Source organism: Kribbella sp. VKM Ac-2566 (assembly GCF_004366005.1).
GTDB classification, from domain to species: domain Bacteria; phylum Actinomycetota; class Actinomycetes; order Propionibacteriales; family Kribbellaceae; genus Kribbella; species Kribbella pratensis.
The window spans coordinates 1-20,070 of sequence record NZ_SODT01000003.1 but is presented as its reverse complement, the minus strand read 5'-3'; the positions used below and the strand labels follow the sequence as shown (position 1 = coordinate 20,070).

At 64.8% G+C, this 20,070-nt stretch carries 18 protein-coding genes and 1 pseudogene; 10 read left to right on the top strand and 9 right to left on the bottom strand.

Annotated features, from left to right (window positions below; all coding sequences use genetic code 11):
- Window positions 1-393: 393 nt before the first annotated feature.
- Window positions 394-738 (top strand): hypothetical protein, encoded by a 345-nt coding sequence (locus tag EV647_RS02525; RefSeq protein ID WP_133997803.1) that lies wholly within the window; start codon window positions 394-396, stop codon window positions 736-738.
- On the opposite strand, the gene EV647_RS42785 is transcribed toward EV647_RS02525, so the two are convergent.
- The 3 genes from EV647_RS42785 to EV647_RS43585 form a co-directional block, all read right to left on the bottom strand.
- Window positions 720-860, bottom strand: a complete 141-nt coding sequence (locus EV647_RS42785; protein WP_238176989.1) for an RDD family protein — start codon at window positions 858-860, stop codon at window positions 720-722. The genes EV647_RS02525 and EV647_RS42785 overlap by 19 nt on opposite strands.
- 35 nt (window positions 861-895) lie before the next feature.
- A complete protein-coding gene (locus tag EV647_RS42780) occupies window positions 896-1,084 on the bottom strand; it encodes a hypothetical protein (RefSeq protein ID WP_238176988.1) in 189 nt (62 codons plus the stop codon).
- Between the two features lie 2,006 nt (window positions 1,085-3,090).
- On the bottom strand, window positions 3,091-3,306 hold the full coding sequence (locus EV647_RS43585) for a winged helix-turn-helix domain-containing protein (RefSeq protein WP_166680193.1): 216 nt from the start codon (window positions 3,304-3,306) through the stop codon (window positions 3,091-3,093).
- A gap of 10 nt (window positions 3,307-3,316) precedes the next feature.
- Here EV647_RS43585 and EV647_RS02510 point away from each other — a divergent pair, with 10 nt between their 5' ends.
- The 4 genes from EV647_RS02510 (at window position 3,317) to EV647_RS42775 (ending at window position 5,690) form a co-directional block, all read left to right on the top strand.
- Window positions 3,317-3,988: a pyridoxal-phosphate dependent enzyme gene (locus EV647_RS02510; protein WP_133997800.1), complete on the top strand. Its 672-nt coding sequence runs from the start codon at window positions 3,317-3,319 to the stop codon at window positions 3,986-3,988.
- A complete protein-coding gene (locus EV647_RS02505) occupies window positions 3,985-4,701 on the top strand; it encodes a carbon-nitrogen hydrolase family protein (protein WP_133997796.1) in 717 nt (238 codons plus the stop codon). Before EV647_RS02510 ends, EV647_RS02505 begins: the two co-directional genes overlap by 4 nt.
- Before the next feature lie 250 nt (window positions 4,702-4,951).
- Window positions 4,952-5,266, top strand: coding sequence for an alpha/beta fold hydrolase (locus EV647_RS02500; protein WP_133997793.1), 315 nt, complete (start codon window positions 4,952-4,954; stop codon window positions 5,264-5,266).
- A 211-nt stretch (window positions 5,267-5,477) separates the two neighbouring features.
- Window positions 5,478-5,690: a histone-like nucleoid-structuring protein Lsr2 gene (locus EV647_RS42775; protein WP_238176987.1), complete on the top strand. Its 213-nt coding sequence runs from the start codon at window positions 5,478-5,480 to the stop codon at window positions 5,688-5,690.
- Between the two features lie 197 nt (window positions 5,691-5,887).
- Here the strand turns inward: EV647_RS42775 and EV647_RS42770 are convergent.
- A pseudogene (locus EV647_RS42770) lies at window positions 5,888-6,745 on the bottom strand (serine hydrolase domain-containing protein); the annotation flags it as partial.
- 7 nt (window positions 6,746-6,752) lie between these two features.
- On the opposite strand from EV647_RS42770, the gene EV647_RS02485 reads away from it, so the two are divergent.
- Entirely contained in the window at window positions 6,753-7,982 is a 1,230-nt protein-coding gene (locus tag EV647_RS02485; protein WP_238176986.1) for an MFS transporter, read from the top strand.
- Between the two features lie 437 nt (window positions 7,983-8,419).
- Here the strand turns inward: EV647_RS02485 and EV647_RS02480 are convergent, their stop codons facing one another.
- The 5 genes from EV647_RS02480 to EV647_RS02460 form a co-directional block, all read right to left on the bottom strand.
- Complete coding sequence (locus EV647_RS02480) at window positions 8,420-8,986, bottom strand: hypothetical protein (RefSeq protein ID WP_133997784.1); 567 nt, start codon at window positions 8,984-8,986, stop codon at window positions 8,420-8,422.
- A gap of 177 nt (window positions 8,987-9,163) precedes the next feature.
- Complete coding sequence (locus tag EV647_RS02475; protein ID WP_133997781.1) at window positions 9,164-9,469, bottom strand: hypothetical protein; 306 nt, start codon at window positions 9,467-9,469, stop codon at window positions 9,164-9,166.
- Between the two features lie 621 nt (window positions 9,470-10,090).
- Window positions 10,091-11,191 (bottom strand): ROK family protein, encoded by a 1,101-nt coding sequence (locus EV647_RS02470; RefSeq protein WP_202876014.1) that lies wholly within the window; start codon window positions 11,189-11,191, stop codon window positions 10,091-10,093.
- Between the two features lie 84 nt (window positions 11,192-11,275).
- A complete protein-coding gene (locus EV647_RS02465; protein WP_133997775.1) occupies window positions 11,276-11,704 on the bottom strand; it encodes a DUF1761 domain-containing protein in 429 nt (142 codons plus the stop codon).
- A 565-nt stretch (window positions 11,705-12,269) separates the two neighbouring features.
- A complete protein-coding gene (locus EV647_RS02460) occupies window positions 12,270-13,646 on the bottom strand; it encodes an IS30 family transposase (protein WP_133997772.1) in 1,377 nt (458 codons plus the stop codon).
- Window positions 13,647-14,199: 553 nt separating this feature from the next.
- On the opposite strand from EV647_RS02460, the gene EV647_RS02455 reads away from it, so the two are divergent.
- The 4 genes from EV647_RS02455 to EV647_RS02440 all read left to right on the top strand — a co-directional run bounded on the left by EV647_RS02455 (window position 14,200) and on the right by EV647_RS02440 (window position 20,023).
- Window positions 14,200-15,264, top strand: a complete 1,065-nt coding sequence (locus EV647_RS02455; RefSeq protein WP_133997769.1) for a hypothetical protein — start codon at window positions 14,200-14,202, stop codon at window positions 15,262-15,264.
- A gap of 80 nt (window positions 15,265-15,344) precedes the next feature.
- Window positions 15,345-16,556, top strand: coding sequence for a peptidoglycan-binding protein (locus EV647_RS02450; protein WP_238177002.1), 1,212 nt, complete (start codon window positions 15,345-15,347; stop codon window positions 16,554-16,556).
- Window positions 16,557-17,615: 1,059 nt separating this feature from the next.
- The gene (locus EV647_RS02445; RefSeq protein ID WP_202876013.1) at window positions 17,616-18,719 is read left to right on the top strand and encodes a GDSL-type esterase/lipase family protein; all 1,104 of its coding nucleotides are present in this window, start codon (window positions 17,616-17,618) and stop codon (window positions 18,717-18,719) included.
- Between the two features lie 761 nt (window positions 18,720-19,480).
- Entirely contained in the window at window positions 19,481-20,023 is a 543-nt protein-coding gene (locus EV647_RS02440) for an anti-sigma factor (RefSeq protein ID WP_166680190.1), read from the top strand.
- Window positions 20,024-20,070 lie beyond the last annotated feature (47 nt).

Sequence of the window (20,070 nt, the reverse complement as noted above, 5' to 3'; positions counted from 1 at the left end):
GAAGGTCGAGGCCGATCGCGCGACAGTGTGCTCGGTCATCGACAATGGGTCGGCGCCGACCTACTACGAGTACCGACTTGTGCGCGATGACGAGCGGTGGAGGATCTGTCAGCTTCTGCGCTTCCTCGACCCACCGGGCGTCCCGCTGGTCGACCCAGCCACGGCCGAGGCCATGCTGAACTCAGGGAGCTTGGACGCTGCCCTGGCTGAGCTGCCCCCACACCTGGAACTCAACGTGGCAGGTCTGTTCGCGCAGGGACGCCAGGTCGCCCCCTTCGGGGACACGGTCTCGCTCGAGGTCGTCCACCTCGGCGAGGTGACATGCGGCTCAGGCGTGCTCACCGTCCGAGACTTCGGCTACGGCGATTTGCCCTGGCGCCGCTGGCCCGCCGGGTGCGCGCCGGCACCTATCGTGTCGAGGTCTCCACAATCGCAGGCACGAACGTCGCACTGCGCCCGCTCATCTCCGAGGCGCCGGCGGTCAGTCGGCATCCTGCCGAGGTGACCGGGGGATCGAACATCATCGGGGTGGATGCCGGCAACGTGGCGATCCTCGATCTCGCGCCGCTGGTGAGGTGCGAAGCTCAGCAGGTCGAGGAGTTGTTCCAGGAGCAGTCTCTACGGCTTCTGGACGCTGCTGGCACGGTGTCCGGTCTCGCCGGCGACGTGAACGATGCGCAAATCGTTGAATTGGGCGACGAGTACTCGCTCGCTCGGTGTCAGAGCTTGATGACGTAGGTGTTGTTGATCTTGTCCGCGAACGTCTGCCGCCTTCTGTCCCACAGCGGCCACAGGTAGCCGATGTAACAGGCGAAGCCGTCGATGGAGTGGGTGAGCTGGCGCAGCAACGCCTTGCCCACACCGATCGGCTGGCCGATCTCGGCGCCGACGAGCTTCAGACCGAGAACCTGCTTGCCACGGTCTGGCCGGTGCGGCCCTGGCGGATCACGATGTTCCAGATCGCCAGACCGACGCCGACCAGGTAGAAGAGGAGAGCCACGATGATCACGGCCGAGTTGTCGGCGTTGGACAACGCACTCGCGATCCCGTACGGGACACCGATGATCAGACCGTCGATGAGCACACCGCCGACCCGTCTCGGCCAGGCCGCCAGGTTGCCCGGGACCCCACCGAAACCACCCGGCTGCCCGTAGCCCTGCGGATACCCCGGCTGGTCGTACGGCTGCCCGTAGCCCGGCTGTCGCCCATACTGACCGGGCTGCTGGAGGTAGCCGGGCTGCTGCCCGTACTGCCCCGGCTGCGGCTGACCGTAACCCGCCTGCTGCCCGTACCACCCGGCTGCTGCGCAGACTGTCCGTATTGGCCAGGTTGCCCGTACGACCCGGCTGCTGTGGGTCTTGCTGACCGTAGCCCGGCGGAGGCGTCGAAGTGGTCACGACGATCCCTTCTGCTCAACTAGGTGTTGAGAAGTGAGCTATAGGCTAATGGCCAATCGGTTCGAATCCGTATCGGATCCTAGGTGTCGAGGGTTTGCGTTCACGCCACGGTGGCTTGGAGTTCCCACAACTACCCGTCTACTGACAGCCATCGAGCAGTGGGTCGCAGGCTAATGGTCCGACGGCTCGGACCGCAACGGACCCCAGGTGATGAGAGTCATGGTTGTCCGGTGAGCGTTTCGTCGAGCGCGTACCCTCCGCTGACTGGGCTGCTCCAGCCGCTGGCCCGGCGTGAGTGGTGCGTGACCGCCAGCTGGCGAAGCTTCTCGGCGGGCGTTATCGTCCACCGAGGTCTCGGACCATCAGCTCTCGGACCCGATTTGCTCACCATGGCATCATCGACTGCCGGTGAAAGAACAGAACCAGCAATATTTCTCGATCATCCCGACTCTCTCTCGTCCCGCTGAACTTGCTAGGAGTCACTGTCCTCAACTCACCCTGACACGCAGGGTGGCTGCGAGAACTGCAATCAGCCTGCCAACAAGGCGGCTCGGTCGGCATCCGTCGCGCGCTGCGCATTCACAGCCATCCGCCTCGCGGCGCGAAGCAGATATCGAAGTCCATCGCACCCCCTCGAACTGAGGTGTTGCGACGACCACTAGACCCCAAGCCTCCTCGTCGGGGCGTCATGCTGCCTAGGACATCCACTGAGTACCAGTGAGTTCTGGTACGACAAGCCGCGCTTCGAGACTGCGTGTGTTCGGCTGCGCCGCCCTGCCGAACCTGTACCAGCTTGCGTATCGGAATGAAGAACCACCGTTCAGGAAGTGCCCCAAGCACTGCCCGACTACCGACGGGGCGGACGCTTAACGTCGGACCCCGACTGTCCGGCCCGATCTCTTACCCGCCGCAACAGACGGAGTGCTTCGTTCCGAGTGGCAGTGTCCTCGTCCGACGAGAGTGATACGAGTTGGGCAACAAGTTCTGCCGTCTCCTCAACGTCAGCCATCCAGCGTGGGTCGGTGTCGATTACGGCGGCGAGCTCATCTGTCGTCCACGATTCCTCAGCACGAGCGAGAGCTGACAGTACCGCGCGTAGGCCGTACAGGTCCTTTCGCTCCAGGAGGGCGCAGGCCGTCTCCTGTGTGACTGCGGTGTCGTGCGCGTCCAGTAGGAGGCGTTCGAGGACGGGTCCCAATTCGTCCCGATCCGCCCAAGCGGCCAGTCGTCGGCCCGCCGACGCTCTGACCGACCACGATGCTGATTCAGCGTCTCTGAGCGCCCCGGTCATTAGGTCGGCGTTGCCATGGTGGCTCACGAACCCATCTTGCCGAGTCAGCGCGAACCAGGCGACTGGAATACCCGCGACCCCCAGAGGTCGACACCCAGCTACGCAGCCAACCGGCCCGGCATGCATCTCCTGGCGGACGCGCGCGCAGAGAAGCGACCCTCGCTAGCAACCCCTGTGATCACCTGCACTGCTTCGCTGTGCTCGACCGCTCCGGAGCCTGAGTCTCCCGCTGGACGCACCCACCGCGGCCAGCTTCTCACTCTTCCGCCCTCACCTCCCACCTCCTTCTCCCCACCATGCTCGGGGTCGGCTTGGTCTCCGAGCCTTCACAGACGACCCTTGCGACGGGCAGGGAGCCCCGCGAGCCGCCGGAGCGGATCCGGGTCCGTCATTTAGGTGAAATTACAGTCCCGCCCGTCGGAGTTCGTCGAAGAGTCGGTCTAGTGCGCCTGGCACGGCCGTCAGGTATACGCGGTGTGTGTCGCGGTGGCTTGTGATCAGACCGGCCGCCCGGAGGAGCGACGTGTGGTGGTGCACGGTTGCCTCGGTCAGCCCGAGTGCTCTTGCGAGCGCGTGGCCCGTGATTGGCGCCTGGCTGGCGAGCCGCAGGATTTCCAAGCGGTGAGGGGTGGGCGAGCGCCTTGAGCGCCGCGACGAGTTCGGGAAGGGCCGGCTGATCCCGCGCGTGCGCTGGGTAGACGATCAGTGCCTGCTTCGCGTGTGTCAGGCGGGCACTGAGGAACGGTGCCATCGCCAGCGCAAGAGCATCGCCTACGAGCTGGCCCGCGATCTCGGATCCGAGGTGGACGCCGTGGTGGTGCCCACGAGTGGTGCTGACGTGTTGTCCGGTATCGAGCGCGGGTATCGCGAGCTGCACGCGGCTGGCCTGGTCGGCCGGGTGCCGCGGCTTGTCGCGGCCGAGACCGAGACAGGTGCGCCGTTCGCCGCCGCGTTGGCCTTGGTCGACCGGGCCGCGCAGGAAAGAGTGGTGGTCCGGATGCGCCCGTCGCCGGCGTTCTCGATCGGCTCTTCGACGCCGACGTGGCAGGGGCTGAACGCGTTGTGGCGCACCGGTGGCGAGGCGATCGCCGTGTCGGTCAGCGACTACCTGCCGGAGTACCAGCGGCTGCCAGCGACCACCGGTGTGTTCCTCGAGCCGTCATCGGTCGTGGCGCTGGTGGCCGCGCGGTTGCTGCTGCGCCGGGATCCTGCGCTCCGCATCGTGGCGCTCGGCACCGGCAGTGGGCTGAAGAGCCTGTCGAAGAACGCGTTGCGCGAGCCGGCGGTCGCGGGGACATGAGCGTTCTGCGCCTGGCGCTCGCCCAGGTGACGTCCACGATGGATCGGCTGGCGAACGCGATCCGCGTTGCCGCCGGTCAGGGTGCCGGCCTCGTCTCGTATCCCGAGCTGTCCACGACCTCTTACTTCTGCGTTCACCGGGCGGCCGATGGGGCCTTCGAGCGGGTACCGGACGGTCCGACGACGCGCGAGATGTGCGCACTCGCCCGGGAACTCGGCGTGGTGCTCGTCGTGCCGCTTGCCGAGCGGGACAGCTCGGGTGGTCGGTACAACAGTGCGGTCGTCATCGACTCCGACGGCACGGTCGCGGGCACGTGTCGGAAGCGGCACCTGCCACACGGTCCGGGCAGCTGGGAACATGACTACTTCCAACCGGGTGACGGACCGGCGGTGTTCGCCACCGCCGTCGGCCGGCTCGGCGTGGCGATCTGCTGGGACCGGTACTTCCCGGAGACCTGGCAAGCGCTCGCGCGGGATCGGGCGGAGCTCACGGTGGTACCGATCGCGTCCACGCTTGATCCGGGAAAACCGGCTGGCCACGCTCGTCCAGCCAGCGGTCGCGTTCCTGCACGACATGTTCGTCGCGACCGTCAACCGGGCCGACGCCGGATACTCCGGTGGGTCCTATGTGGCCGCACCGTCCGGCAACGTGCTCGGCGGATTCGGTGGCGACAAGAGGAACTCATCCTTCGCGACCTGGAGCAAGCGTGCTGAACATCGAGGTGCCGATGCGTGACGGCGCGATCCTGCGCGGCCTGCACTACCGGCCAGCGACCTCGCCGGCGCCCGCCGTGCTGTCGCTCACGCCATACGGCGCGGACCGGTTCCATGTCGACGGCAGGCGATTCGCGGCACGCGAAGGGCGAGGACTTCAGCGACCTCGCTGTCGTACAGACCGCTGCCGCGCTGACGGCACACCGCAAGAACATCGCGCTGGGCCTAGCGAATCGCCGACACGGAGGGGTTGGAGCGGATCCTCGACAAGCGGGAACTATCCGTTGATCCCGAGAGCGGTCCGGCGTACACCCGGCCGAGGCTGATCCTCTGCGACCGGCAGGACGCGATCACCGGCTACGAGGACACCTACGTCCTGCTTCCCCACTATCCCCGCGCCACCTTAGCCATACTCGAGGTCGCCAGGCACAACCTCCAGCTCGAGCAGCCTGAGCTGTTGGGCGTCCTGGTCCGCGACTGGCTCCAGCGCGTCGCGTCCGAGCTGGCGGCGGAGGCGGGGGACGATCAGCCTGCAACTGGTGGCCAGGGCGCTGCTTTCTCGTAGCGCTTCCAGCGGGTCTCGTGGCGTTGGTAACGCTGTGAGACCGGCATCGGGTTCACGCCGCTCGGTGCAGGATCCGCCACACGCCAGACGGGCTCTCTTCAGTTGGTGATAGCTGTCCAAGTACATCGAGATCCTGCCCGGCCCGAAGTGGTACTGCTGACGCGGCCAGAGGATCATCTCGACGACCTCGACTTACGAGATCGACCTCACAGTGAAGAACGGCAGAGCTCTGCGGAACGTTCTTCAACCTTACGTCGCGGCGGGGGGGCCATCGAAGAACACCCGGGGTGTTAGAACACAGCGCACGCGAGTCGGTGCCGATGCGAAGACAGTCAAGGAGTGGGCTCGAGCCAACGGATACGAGGTGAACGACCGCGGCCGAATCCCGAACGAAATCCGCCAAGCCTTCGAAAGGGCGAACTGAGCGCAGCGTGACTCGTGCGTGCGGCAGTATGGCGGTCGAACGCGAGCGTGACCCCACCGTCCAACTGCGAGGCTCTCGTTCACACAGCCTTGATGAGATTGTCGCAAGGGCGAAGGCGATCTGCCCGATACGGCGTGGTCGTGGAGTCGGCGGGTTACGTATGCGACCGCGTGGTTGTTAGTGAACGACCAGTACGCGGCAGAGCCTCCCAGCCCGCCCATACCGATGAAGTTGTCCGTGCGGAACATGCCCAGCGTCCAGTTCACGCGCTCTTGAATCGTTTCGTCTACGGCCGTTACCTGGGTGGTGACGAACTCGGTGTGTAGCTGCTCGCCGAGTAGTTCGCGCAGCGGGCCGTCTACCTGGGTGATTGTCGAGTAGAAGCGTGCCAAACCGCGTGCCGAGGCATGCAGATTGATTGCGGCGAAGGTCGACTGCCGGAAGTCGGTCGAGTTAATGCGGCTCATGTCCATCGCGCCGTGTGGGACCGCAAGGGAGCGCTCATAGGTCGGGCAGACCTCGACGAGCATCTGGGCGGCGCGACCGGGAAGGCCGTGTTCGAGGGCGCGGGACAGATCCGCGGTCTGTACACCAAACCAAGCGTCCATGCTGAACACCGGACGAACGATGTCGTTGAACCAGTACCCGAGCGGTCGTCCGGTCGCGGCCCGCAGGACACCGTCGATGAGGTGGCCGTAGGTGAGAGCATGCTCGGCCACCACGGTGCCAGGCGGTGTCTCAGGCGGCGACTCCGCCAGCACTTCGCGTAGCGCCTCCTCGTCGACGAGATCGACGGCTGCGGCGGCAGGCGGGAAGACAGGCTGGCCTGCCCGGTGCGTGAGGATCTGACGAAGCGTCGAGTCCTCCTTTCCGGCCCGACCGTACTCGTGCCAGTACTTGGCTACCGGCTCGTCAAGCCCGAGGGCGCCCTGTCCGACCGCCGACAGCGCGGCCAGAGCCGCAAACGGCTTGGACGTGGAGTATGTATGAACCAGGGTGTCTTCACGCCACGGGTCGCCCTGTTCGGGGTCGCTCGATCCCGCGGTCAGGCTCACGACCTCTGTGCCGTCCTTCCAGATCGAAAGTCCGGCCCCGGTCTCCTCACCGTCGGCGACCGTGTTCGGCTTTGGGCTTGGTTTCGGCCCGGCCGTCGGCGGTGGGCTTGTCACTGTGCTCAATTGGCGCTGGGTCTTCCTGATCAACGTTTTCATCGCAGCCGTCACCATGGTGCTGCTTACACTCGGTGTGCGCGAATCTCGCGATCCCGCGGCCGGTCGTTTGGACATCCGAGGGATCGGCATGCTCAGTCTTGCGGTGTTCGGACTGGTCTTCTACATCACACAGGGCGCGGAACTGGGCTTTGCCGATCCTGCGGAGTTGGTTGTGCTAGGGCTCTCGGTCGCACTATTCACAGTCTTCATCGTCGAGAAGACCGGCACGCACCCGATGTTTCAGTTCTCCCTGTTCCGGATTCGCATGTTCTCGGGCGCTCTGCTCGGCTGCGTGGGCATGAACTTTAGCTTCTGGCCGCTGATCATCTACTTGCCGATCTACCTGCAGCACGGCCTCGGGTACGGCGTCGATACCGCGGCCGTAGTCCTGCTTGCCTACACCCTTCCAACCTTGGTGCTGCCGCCCGTAGCAGAACGGCTGGCTCTGAGGTTTCGTCCCTCGTCGATCATTCCGCTGGGGCTGTATGTCATCGGTGCCGGTCTACTCCTGTTGAACATTGGCAGCCGCTCCGACCACGCGAGTTGGCTGACGGTGCTGCCTGGCCTGCTGTTGGGAGGCATCGGGTTGGGGCTGACCTCCACTCCAGTCACCAACACGACCACAGAATCCGTGCCAAGCAATCGGTCGGGTATGGCATCAGGTCTCGACATGAGCGCACGGTTGATCACGTTGGCTGTGAACATCTCCGTAATGGGTCTTCTGCTTGCTCTGGGGATCTCGGACAGATTGCACGAGCTTTTGTCCGGCCACGTTGACGAAGCCACCGTTCGGACTCTCGCCGAACGCGTAGCGAATGGAGACGATACGACGGCTCTGCGTGAAGCCTTTCCGCAACTGGCGGCCGTGGACTCGACCTCGAGTCTGGTCGGCTCGGCGCTTGCCAGCGGATTTGGCTTGGTCACCCTCTATAGAGGCATCGCTGTGTGGGTCATCGCCACCGCAAGCCTCGTCACGTTCGGCCGCTCCAAGCGCCCATCAACGTCCAATGGCGCGGCGGATGCCAGGCCGATCGACGGCACGCAAGGGCAGTTCGAAACTGGTGTTGGCGGCCGTGAGTGATTGAGGCCGATGCTCGCCTGACAGGACAGGCGTCCTCCGATTCCCAGGTGTACACGTGACGCACAGCTGTGAAGCGATCGAGCGTGACCAGCAACTCGAGACCGAGGTGCTGGTCACGCAAGCTCCGGCGAGCGCTGGAATGGTCGTCCGTCAGTCGTTGCCCGTCGCTACCTCTGGAGATGTCCTGCAGGAAGAGAACCTCTCGAGGCTAGTACTACAGCCGGAGTTCGTGATGTTAGGTAATTGGCGATTTGGCGATCTGGATCGTCGCGGTTGAGTCGTCGCTGGTTAGTGGCATCTCTTGGCGCGGTACCCCTCTCGATCACCCATAGCCAACCGGCCGCATCCTGCTAGCGACCAAGGATCGCTGTCCACGCCGGCACCTACACCATCCAAAGCCGGGTCACGCCGCTGTCGCCGGCCGAGTGGGCCGTGGGTCAGCTTGTTGCCGGCATGAACGTGAGCGCAGCGTTACCGCTATCCGGGTTGAACGCAAGGCCTGTGGCGTCGGTGAACTCGTTGAGCCGCGTCAGCGCGGTGTCAGGAGACGTCGCGTCGCTGAGCGAGACGAGTAGCCCGGCGAACGTCAGCCAGCGCTCGGCGCGTACCACCTCCATCCCGAGGCCATCGATGTCGCCGGACACCTCCGCGGCAGCGTGCAGCAACGTGCCCCGCTGCTCGACTAGGTTCAACTCGATCGCATCGAAGCGATGGTGGAGGTAGAAATAGATGCTGGCCTCGGCTGGTTCTGCGAACCCCGCACACGTTAGGCGTTGTCCGGCCATCCGTTGCCAACTGTTCGCGGGACTTGGAAGCCATTCGATGTCCAGGCTGACGGGGCTGCTGCCGTCCTCGCGTGTCACCTCTTCGAAGGGGAACGTGAAGCCCCAGGTGAGCTGGGGTGCTAGGCCAATGGTGGGGTTGTCGAAGAGCAGCCCCCACCAACTTCCACTCGGTGCAGGGATGAGCTCGTCGAGCCGCAGATCGTCATCGTCGTCGGTCACGAAGGAAGTCTGGCAGAACCTTCGGCCGGTTCACCGGACGGCCGTGGACGAACCTCAGCCTGACAAGCCACCATCGGCTCCCGCATCGAGCGGCCAGGCCAACGCCGCGCCGTCAACCCGACACGATTACGACGTCAACGTTCGTTGGAGAACCCCACCGCAAGTACGGTGAGTCAGTTATCGAATAGCACTATCAATCGGCACGTAATCCCAGTTCGCGCCGTCGTCGACACTGCGGTAAAGGTGACCGCCGGGAGCAGCACCTGGAATCTTGAACGCGTTGTTCGTGGTCAACCAGGCCGTCCCGCCCGCGACCGGGTCGATCCGAGTGATGAGCTGCTTGGCCGGCAGCCGAAGTTGGCGGCGCTGCCATGGGCCTGCCGGGTCATCGGCGACGAAGAGGTCGTGGCCCGCCGCCGTCCAGATCCGCCCGTCCGCCCCCCACGCCGCCGGGTGCGGTCGGCGCGAGCGCACTGGCACCATCGGCAGCCGGTACGGACCAGCCCAGTCCCGCGACCCGACACGCCGGTAGACGTAGCGGCCCTCCCACTTCGGCCGCCGAGGCGAGTCCCTGTCAGAGAGGGCCGACAACACCAGCAGGACAGTTCCATCCCGGCGTATTACCGGGTCAATTCGGCGTTCCGCGTTGACGGGCAGCCTCGGCGGCGGCTCCAACGCCTCCGGCTCCCAACTGACGCCCGCATCCACGGTCCGATACAGGACGTTCGCCCCGTTTCCTTCGGCTGCATCGCGTCGCGCAGACGGGTGAAGCAGTCTTCAGCCGCGACGCCGGTCAGTTGCTGGGCGCGTTCGAGTGATTGAACGTTCGCGTCGACACACGCCACCCGTTCGATTTCGTGGACCAGTGGGATCCGTCGTCGCTCCCAGTCGAGCCCGAACCGGCCCAGTCCTACGTGAATCAGGCGGATCGTCACCGCGTATTCGCTCCTCCATAGTCAGTGCCCTCAGGTGCTGGGCCGCACTGGTTCACGACGGGTCGATTGCCTGCAGTCTGGCGCCGTCATCTCTACCGTCACTCGCGGACAACGGCGCCAGTACCGAGTTGTGCATCGCTGTCCCGGATCGCGGCAGTATCTATCCGGGTCAACTCACCCTGATCGATCGCAGTGCCGTCCCTCGCTGCCAGACGGCAGGGTTGTTCAGCAGCTTGGCGACGACAGATTGTGCAGCGCCGACCACGGCTGCGTCCTCGCCATGGGCGGCGGGTCGCACTTCCAATTCGCTCCACGGGGCGGCCAGCGTTCGTTCGTTCGCCTCGCGCCGCACCTCGACGGCGAGCCATGGAGCAAGCGATCGGTAAATGCCGCCGAGCACGATGTGGTGGATGTCAAGCAGGTTGACCGCGGCCGCGAGAGTAATTCCAAGCGTGCGGCCCGTTTCGCGCAACGCTTCCAGGACTTCTCGATCACCCTCTTCGGCCAAGTCGGCGATGTAGTCACCGGTCGCTATACCACCCAACGTGGCCGTTGCGGTGGTTGCCAGGCCGGCGCGGGTGATAACCGCCTCCTTGCCGGCGTAGCGCTCCAGGCATCCGCGTGAACCACATGGACAGGGCGGCCCGGTCGGGTCCACCACGACATGACCGATCTCGCCTGCCCATCCGTGCAGGCCGCGGTAGAGCGTTCCGTTGAGGACGATTCCGGCGCCGATGCCGACTTCGCCGCTGACATGGATGAAGCTGGGGGGTTCGCTGCCTCGCGCGGCGTAGAGTTCGGCGAGCGCGGCGAAGTTGGCCACGTTCTCCACCGACATCGGAAGATCCGCTGTGTCCAGGTTGGTGGCTAGCAGCGCGAGCATGTCGACGTCTCGCCATCCGAGGTTCGGAGCTGTACGCAGCAGCCCGGTGGACGTCTCGACCAAGCCGGGGGCAGCCAATGCGCCGCCGGCGACGGCCAGTCCTTGCTCGGCCACCGCGTCGATCCCCTTGCGGGCCCGTTGGGCGAGCTGCTTCAACACCCGGCGCGGTGTCCGGCCCCGCAGGTCTTGCTGAACCACGTCTCGATAACGCACTTCGCCGGTGAGGTCGACGACACAGACCGCCAGATAGTCGACGTTGACTTCGAGCCCCAGACCGCAGGGCCCGGACCTGGCCAACACCAGCTGGGCCGAGGGACGACCACCACTCGTTCCGCGGGTCGCCGGAAGCTCCTCGACGAGATGGCCGGCGATCAGCTCGTCGACCAAGCTGGATGCCGTCGCTCGGGTAAGTCTGCTGGCATCTGGGTCTCCGCGATCATCTGGCAGCCGCTCGGCTCGCGGCGAGCCTGATTAGTTCCAATCCGCAACTATGATGGAGGCTGCGATGATGCCTACTACGTGGTATGCGCCGTTGATCGCCATCCACATGCGCGGTCTTGGCTTCCGCAGGTCGTAGAAGCCGGCCACGTACACAGCGGCCGCAACCAGGCCTGCGCTGGTAACAACCCCGAGAACGAGTCCTTCGATGGTGTTGTCGGTGCTGGTCGCCCTCGCCAGCCACGCCAGCGCCACAGTTGACAGCAGGCAGGTGACTGCAGGTGTCACGTATGTCTCCGGTGGAGTTGCATCCCTCGCCTTGCCCTCCGGCCAGCCAACGGCCGACCGCCACTGTCTGCCGAACGCGAAATTGGAGAACCACAGTCCGCCGATCGCGAGGTACACGAGCGCGGCGACAATCACGGCGAGCCAGTTGACGCCGCCGAGCGCTGCGAAGCTCATCTACCCTCCAGTTAATGCCCCATGACTTGCATCGTTCGGTTGCTAATGTAGATTGCCAGCCTATGCATTACACTAAAGCGTAGTCGAGACGGTGCGAAGCTCGACACCAGAAAGGTCGGGCAAATGTCCGCCGGTGTTGCTGCCTGCAACAGTCGCGTACTGGCGTATCCACTCCTGACGGTTCGTGATCAACATCTGAGGAAGCACGCTCGGATACGAGACCGTTGCCAGCTGGGCACTCGCCTGGGAGTACCTGTTTGATCGACTGCGGATTCTTGGCTTCCGTGACAGGCGGCATGTTCGTCGTCGCACGCGACGCCGGTCGAACCGGTCAGAGTGCTGCGGTAGCCGAGAGTCGTTGAATCAGGCGGTGTATTTCACCACCGCACGCCTTGCCGTGGCGGAGGTGGGCAGGTGTGCAGGTCGATGAGCTCACCATTGAGAGTGAGGCGAACAACGACTCCGACAGAGGGTTGTCCCAGCACTGGCCGGTGCGGCCGTGCGACAGCGTCACGACGAACTCGAAGCCAGGTCGGCGAAGGCAGCAGATGTGTACTAACCGGACTCAACCGGTGGTCGCAACACCGGCTTGTTGGACTGAGGTTAGCTGGTCGTCGAGTGCCTCGGCAGGTGTCTTCCACTCGAGTGTCTTGCGGGGGCGGCCGTTGATCGTGGTGGCGACGGCCTGGAGGTCTGCGGCGCTCCAGCGGGAGAGATCGGTGCCTTTAGGGAAGTACTGGCGCAGCAGGCCGTTGGTGTTCTCGTTCGTGCCGCGCTGCCAGGGGCTGTGCGGGTCGGCGAAGTAGACCGCGATGCCGGTGTCGATCTTCAGTCGTGCGTGCTGGGCGAGCTCCTTGCCGCGATCCCACGTCAGCGACAGGCGCAACTGTTCGGGCATCGTCGCCATCTGCGCAGTAAGCGCGTCACGCATCGCCTCGGCGCCGTAGCCGGCCAGGGCGGGACCGTTGTGCACTCGCGGTTCGATGCCGTATCCCTCCATCCGGGGCAGATGGATCAGCATCGTGAACCTGGTGCTGCGCTCCACCAAGGTGCCGATCGCTGACCGGTTGGTGCCGATGATGAGATCGCCTTCCCAGTGCCCGGGGACGGCACGGTCCTCGACCTCGGCGGGCCGCTGGCTGATCATCACCTCTGGCGTCACGTGACCGTTGGCCCGCTGACGGGCACGCGCACGGGGGACTCGCAGTGCCCGTCCGGTGCGCAAGCAGGCGACCAACTCTCGGTTGAGCGCGCCGCGGCTTTGGACGAACAGCGCCTGGTAGATCGCCTCGTGCGAGATGCGCATGGACTTATCATCACCGAAGTCGACCTTCAGCCGGTTTGAGATCTGCTCCGGGCTCCACGCCGTCGACCACCTGCGATCTTGGCGCCGCGGCTTGTTTCGGCCCTTCCACGGCGCTGTCTCCGGCCCCAGCACCGGCGTCCCATCGGGGCGGCGGACCTGCCCGGACAGCCGTTCTTGCACGTACTCGCGCAGCCGTTCGTTCTCGACGAGCTTGGCCGTCTTGGGACGCCGCGCCATCAGCTCTGCCTTCCACTGCGCGACCGACGCCCGATACTCCAGCTTCCCGCCTCGCGTGGCCGCGTTTCGGCGCAGTTCCCGGGAGATGGTCGACGGCGCGCGGCCCAACTGGCGTGCGATCTCCCGCACCCCAGCACCCCGGGCCTTCAGCAATGCGATCTCCTCCCGTTCCTCGAACGACAGGTAGCGACCGGTGACCGGTGCGAGCAAGAACGTCGGCATGCCGCCACGCTCTCGGAACCAACGACTCCCGGCCGCCTGCGACGCGCCGACAGCGATCGCAGCGTCCTCGCTGGTCAGCCCTTTGCGGATCTCACGCCAGAACAACCGCTCCACATCGCGCCGAAGCGACGGCTTGCCCGGCGACTTCATCGGCGCCCTGCCCGTCAACTCCCGCATCCATCCCGCTGGCCTGCCCACGAACACCTCCCGGATCGAGGTGTTGCGACGACCAGTTGAATCCGCCCTAGCAGCCGCTGTCGGGGTGGAAGCTCACGCCTCGCGCCGAGAACATGGGCCCAGCGATGGCGTTGGACAGGGCGTCATCGATCAGCTCAGTGCGCAGGTGGTCGGCCTCACAGCGGTCGACCCGCCGCCAGGCCATGTCGATTACCGTAGTGAGGTACAGCCACCCTTCCCAAGGGGCGGCAGCATGGCTCGGGATCACCTTCGCGGCCGACTCCCAGAAGCCGCAGCAGACTAACCAAGACTGCCAGGTACCTCGTTAGTGAGATCACCTGAACTTATCTGGCGATTGAGTGCCGACGATCTGCCATCTCCCCAACTGGTGCGGCCGAAAGCTGCATCGATGTGGTTTGTCTCCGGGTCGAGCCTCTAATGGTATCTGAGGGCTGCACAGTTCCTCAAGATCCGATGAAGATCAGCTGATAGCATGGGGAGCAAACCGTTCCTTCACAGGTTCTTTATTGCGTGGACGGCACGCTCCATGGCTATGAAGATCTCACGAACAGCATCAGCGCTCGCCGTGCTGGCGGTCTTGGCTCTCGCCGGGTGTGGGAGCAAGCAGAGTCCTGCGGCGTCCGGGAACGAGAAGAGCGACAAGAGCCCGCTCGCGGAGTACATGGGCGAGGGCTTCGTCAGTTCGTCCGGTGGTGACGGGCTCCGGGCCGCGGGTCGGGCCGGTGGCGGCCAGCAGCCGAGCGAGGAGGAACTGGCCAAGCAGCGCAGGGTCGAGGACGCCATCGCGGCCTGTATGAAGGCGGCTGGCTTCGAGTATGTCGCCGTAGCGCCGGAGCAGAATGCGAAAGGCAAGTTCGCCGAGGCGTTCAGCCTGCCGCCGGACGAGTTCGCCGAGCAGTACGGGTACGGGATCAGCACGATCGACTGGTCCAAGGCCGGGTCGGGCGACGACAGCAATCCGAATACCAGGATCCGAAACGCGCTGTCGCCGGCGGCGCAGAAGGCCTACGACAAGGCGCTCAACGGCCCGACTACTACCGGAAATGGGGTTGTTGCGACCGCGCCTAAAGGCGAGGCGGCCACGAGGGGCAGCGTGGACTTGGGCTGCCGTGGGCAGGCGCAGGAAGAGGTGTATGGCGAGGGCCGCGACAAGGCCGCTCAATTCTCGCGGTTCGAGAACTTGTTCAAGGACATCGAGGCGTTGGCGAGGCGCATCGAGTCCGACCAGCGGGTCGTGGACGCGATCGCCACGTGGTCCGACTGCCTGGCCGACGCCGGGCACTCCGGTTTCACGAAGGTCGATGAGCCCCGTCAGGAGGTGCAGGAGCGGCTGGACGTGCTGACTGGCAACAGGCCGCCGGCTGGCGGCAGCCCAGGCAAGAATGTGCAGGGTCCGCCGTCGTTCGACAGGGTCGACGCGGCGAAGCTGACCGATCTCCGCAGGTTCGAGATCGGGCTCGCGGTGGCGGACCAGAAGTGCAAGGCCAAGGGGTACGACGAGGCATACAAGACGGTGCAGTACGAGGCCGAGAAGGAGTTCGTCGACCAGAACAAGGCCGAGCTCGAGGCATATCGCGACGAGATGGCGAACCGATGAGCGCTTCGCCCAGGTCCAGGCGCCGGGTGCTGTTAGGGGTGGCCGGAGTGGCCATCGTCTCCCTTGGAGTCGGCGTGGCCATGGGCAGTCGGATCACCTCGCCGGAGGACGCGGCGGCCAGGACGGCGCCGCCGATGAGGTCGCAGATCACGGCGCCGGTCGCGAAGATGGCGCTGTCCAGCAGGATTGTCGGCCGTGGAGACGCGTCGTTCGACGGTGCGGTGAACATCCGGGTCGAGACCAGCGGGCTGACCACGCCGCCGATCGTGACTGGGAAGGTGCCGGCCGTCGGGTCGATGATTACCGAGGGCAAGGCCTTGCTGGAGATCACCGGCCGCCCGGTGATCGGCCTGGCGGGGGTTCTGCCGATGTACCGGACTCTTACGCCGGGCAGTAAGGGTCCCGACGTACTCCAGCTTGAGCAGACGCTGGACCGGCTCGGCCTGGATCCGGGGACGGTCGACGACGAATACGACACTGACACCTCGCGGGCGGTCGAGCGGCTCTATGAGAAAGCGGGGTACGACGCTCCCGAGCCGGACGGCCGACTCACCCAGGCAGTTGATGCGGCCAAGGCGCAGGTCGACACGGCGAGGAACCGGCTTCGGCAGGCCCGAGCCCAGTTAGACGCGGCGAAAGATGCCAACGTCAGGGACACGTCAGTACAGCAGGGCGCGGTCGATGACGCGGAGGAGAATCTCGTCGACGCGCAGGAAGCGGATGGCGAGGCGAAGTTCAAGGCCAGCACCCCGCTCCCGGTGTCGGAAATCGCGTATGTGAAGACCCTGCCGCGCCGGGTCGATGAGGTGAAGGTCGAGCGTGGCGGCACGGTGGACGGTGTGGTCATGTCGGCGAGTGGTGCATCGCTGGTGGTCACGCTCAAGGTCGATGCACAGACCGCCCAGCGGCTGAAGGCGGGCATGGCCGCGACTCTTGACCTCGGTGAGGGTACGCCGATCGCGGCGAAGGTCCGCAGGATCACGAAGAACGGCAACCAGTACGATGTCGTCGTAGCCCCCAATAGGCTGACCCCGAGTCAGTTGGCGCTGCTGCGGGATGCGAATGTTCGGGTGACGATCCCGGTGAGAAGTACAAGCGGCAAGGTGCTCGCAGTACCGGTGGCTGCTTTGTCGTCTGGGTCGGATGGCGGGTCGCGTGTTGAGGTGCTGCGGAACGGGGAGGCCGACCTCGTGCCGGTCATTGTCGGTCTGTCCGCGGATGGGTTCGCGCAGGTCGCGCCGAAGGGCAACGCCGAGTTGTCCGAGGGTGAGCAGGTGGTGGTCGGACGATGAGTGCTGCCGGGGTTCGGGATGATCCCCGCGGCGCGACTGCCTCGAAGATACAGCGAGGTCGGGCAAGGATCGCGCGGGCGCACTGCGTACCTCCTCGAGACTGCTGCCGCCGAGACGCTGAAGTCTTCTGCGCTAGAGGGTTGTGTTTCGGCTTGCCACGGACCTGCCGAGTCGTATAGGCGATTGGAATTTTGCAACTCTTGAGTTGCGTGTACCAGGACGCCATGTGCGCCTCGTTGATGATCGGATGAGCCGCGTTTCAAGGCGGACGTTGGAGCGAGGCGTCAGGCCGTGCCTAGACCGGCGGCAGACACCGAGCCGAACGTTCGCGCACCATACTGAACCTGGAGCTAATGCACCACCGGGTCGACCCGGACCGGTCGATCCGGGAGTTTCTTGCTCTCGACAACGATAGCGATGGCACGGGATGCGCAGCTCGATGAACACGGCGCTTTCGCGTATGAGAACTAGGTGAAAGCGCACGCAACCGACACAGTCACGATCGTGGCGATGGGTTACTCCCACCCGGGGGTGGTGAGGGTGATAACCCGCAGCCAGCATACTAAGCCGCACAAGCTCACCATCGTTGCTCAGCGGATCGAAACAGCAGAAGGCGGATGACTTCGACGTGGCCGCGCAGGACCCGGTCGACCGGATCGCGGCCGGTCTCTGATGGTGATGTAGGGAGCGCGTTCACCGTCCGGGGACGGGGGGGCCGGTGATGAGGCCTGGCAGGTCAGGCCACGGGCCGTAGGCGACGCCGTCGGCCAGTTGTGTCATCGTCAGATCGCTGTTTGAATGGACGAGACGGGCTAGGAGTTGAGGCAGAACACAGCTGACTCCGCCAACGCCGTGTGGCTGTTGTTCCACCTGGCACTGAGCAAGGCGAGAGCTTCGGTGAGAACGAGATAGGCCTCCAGTTGCTGGGATCAAGCGCATCGGCCTCCATAGGACGAGTGTCTGCGTCGCCGGTGGGGTTGTGGTCAGGGGCCGCTCATCTCGAGATTGATCATGCTTCAACTTCGAAGCATTGATTCCTCGCAATGGATTGGAGTGAGCATGATGTGGACTGCGGGCTTCCGTACCGCAGTGATCAGTCCTTACGAGCAGGTCAAGCTCTCCGAACCACACGGCTTCGAGAACCAGACCGTGCGTCATGTGTTGCGCATGGCCGGTGGTGGAGAACGTATCCGTGTGTGCCTAACGAATCGCTACGGCCGCATCCCCTTGACCATCGCCGCCGGCGCAGTTGCCACCGTACATGGACACGCCGCCCTCACCTTCGATGGCAGTGCCGAACTTAGCATCCCGCCAGGAAGTGAGGTTGTCGCTGACCCGCTCGATCTACCTGTCACGGCCGGCGACGACCTGTTCCTCAGCTTGTTTTTCCCTGAGGAGACGGGCCTGGCTACCTATTCCCATAAGCCAGCTGAGCTCGCACAAATTGCCGACGGCAACCAAGTTATGGCCCCCGAGTTACCGGGCGCTGAGCAGGTTGAAGGTCGGTTCTACGTCTCGGGTGTGGATGTGTTCGCTCCGGATGGCACTGCCATTGCGGTAGCGTTCGGTGACTCCTGGTTCGAAGGAGTCGGCTCCACGATCGGCGCGAACAACCGCTCCATCGATTTCCTCAATCGGCGCCTCGAGCGGGGATGGGTCGTCAACCAGGGCATCGCCGGGAACCGTCTGTTGCGGGATGAGGTTGGCGAACATGGGCTCGCACGCTTCGATCGCGACGTTCTGTCGATTCCCGGCGTCACTCACGTGCTCGTGCACTTCGGTGTGAACGATCTTGGCCTTCCCGGCATGTCTGGGGAGGCGCCCGTCACATCCGACGCCCTGATCGAGGGTTTCAAGGCGCTGGCCGGCCACACTCAAGAGGCAGATTTGAAGATCATCGCGGCCACCATCGGTCCGTTCGCGGGCGCCGTTTACCCAGGGGTGAGTACCCCAGACGGCCTTGCGGCCCGGCGCGAGGTAAATGACTGGATCCGTTCGACCGACACCTTCGACGCGATCTTTGACGTGGCCCGAGCTGTCGAGAACCCCGAGGATCCCGACTACATTCACCCCGCGCTGGACAGCGGCGATGGCATGCACCTCAACGACAAGGGCGCCCATGCCATGGCCAACGCCGTAGACCTAGACACTCTCGATCTCTAGACCTAGAGCCCTGGAGCGTGTCGGATCATGCTCGACGGCCGTGCCACCCGATCGTTGGCGCCTCCGCCATGTACGGTCAGTATGTGCCGGTGGCTTACACGGGTGCCTCTGGCCTGAGGCAGGACGTGGCCCCCTCGGCTAGGGGACCTATTGTTGCGTGAGAATACTCGCTGTTGGACGAGGACACTCGTCGACCTGGAGAGGCCGGTCCGCGCCTCCAGGGCGCTGTACGGCGCGGACCGGCAGCACTCACTTATCAACCGCAGCTCAGGTGCCTGATTTCGGCGGCCAAGCGTGCCGCGGGTGCTTGTAGTGCCCGAGGTCCGGCTACCGCAGGGGTCATGTTGCCGACCTGTGCGGCGTACCAGTCCAGTTCGGTCAGTTCGCAGGTCTCAAGACTCGAGGCGATCGGTTCAGATCCCTTGACCCAGATGAACCATGCGACCGCGGTCGGCGTACTAGCCATATGTGAAGGAACGGCCAGAGACAGAAACAGCCATTCGGGTGTTGTGCGACCGGCACAGGCTCCCGGTGCACGCGCCTGGGCATCGTCGCTCGTCGCGGATGGCGGGGGTGCTGATCGCCGAGCGAGGGTTCGAGGCCGAGACCGATGAGATCGAGCTGTTCTTGCGGCGGTTGACGAGACGTCCAGGTCGCTCAGTGTCCCGATCGGTACGCGTCGAGCCACGCAGTCACTACGCGCTGGACGCCTTGTTTACAGCGGGAGCACACAGGACGACAGGCCCATGCTGTGTCCGAGGATGACGTCGATCGGGGCGTATTTGCTGGGTGCGCTGGACCCGCAGGAGCACGCCGAGATTGAACGACATCTCAGCACGTGCGAGGTCTGCCGCCAGGAACTGATCGAGATGGCTCACCTGCCCGGGCTCATGCACAGACTCGCGCTGGAGGACGTCTCTCAGAGGGCATCTGTACGCAACCTCCAAGCTGGCTCTCGACCTGACCGCGTCCCAAAGTCCGACGCGGCAAGTCAGCCGTTCGAGGCCACTATTGCCGAGACTTCCTTCTGGTCCGCGGTTGTGCATCGCCTGAGTCGGTCCCGGATACTGCAGTTGACGATGATCATGGTGCTAGTGCTGGCAACGACTAGCTTGGCAAGTGCAGAGCTCCTGATCCATCGGGCATCACCGGGTGTTGTGACCTGGACATCAACGAATGCGGCCGGAGGAGTCGACACGGTCGCACGCCTCGTCGATCAGCAATGGGGCACAGACATCCGGCTGTGGATGGACGATTGTCGACGGCAGGTGAAAACTGACCCCCAGGCGGCAACTGAAAACTGACCCCTTCGGAAGATGCTGGCCTCAGCGCGAGGTCAGGAGGAAGCGGG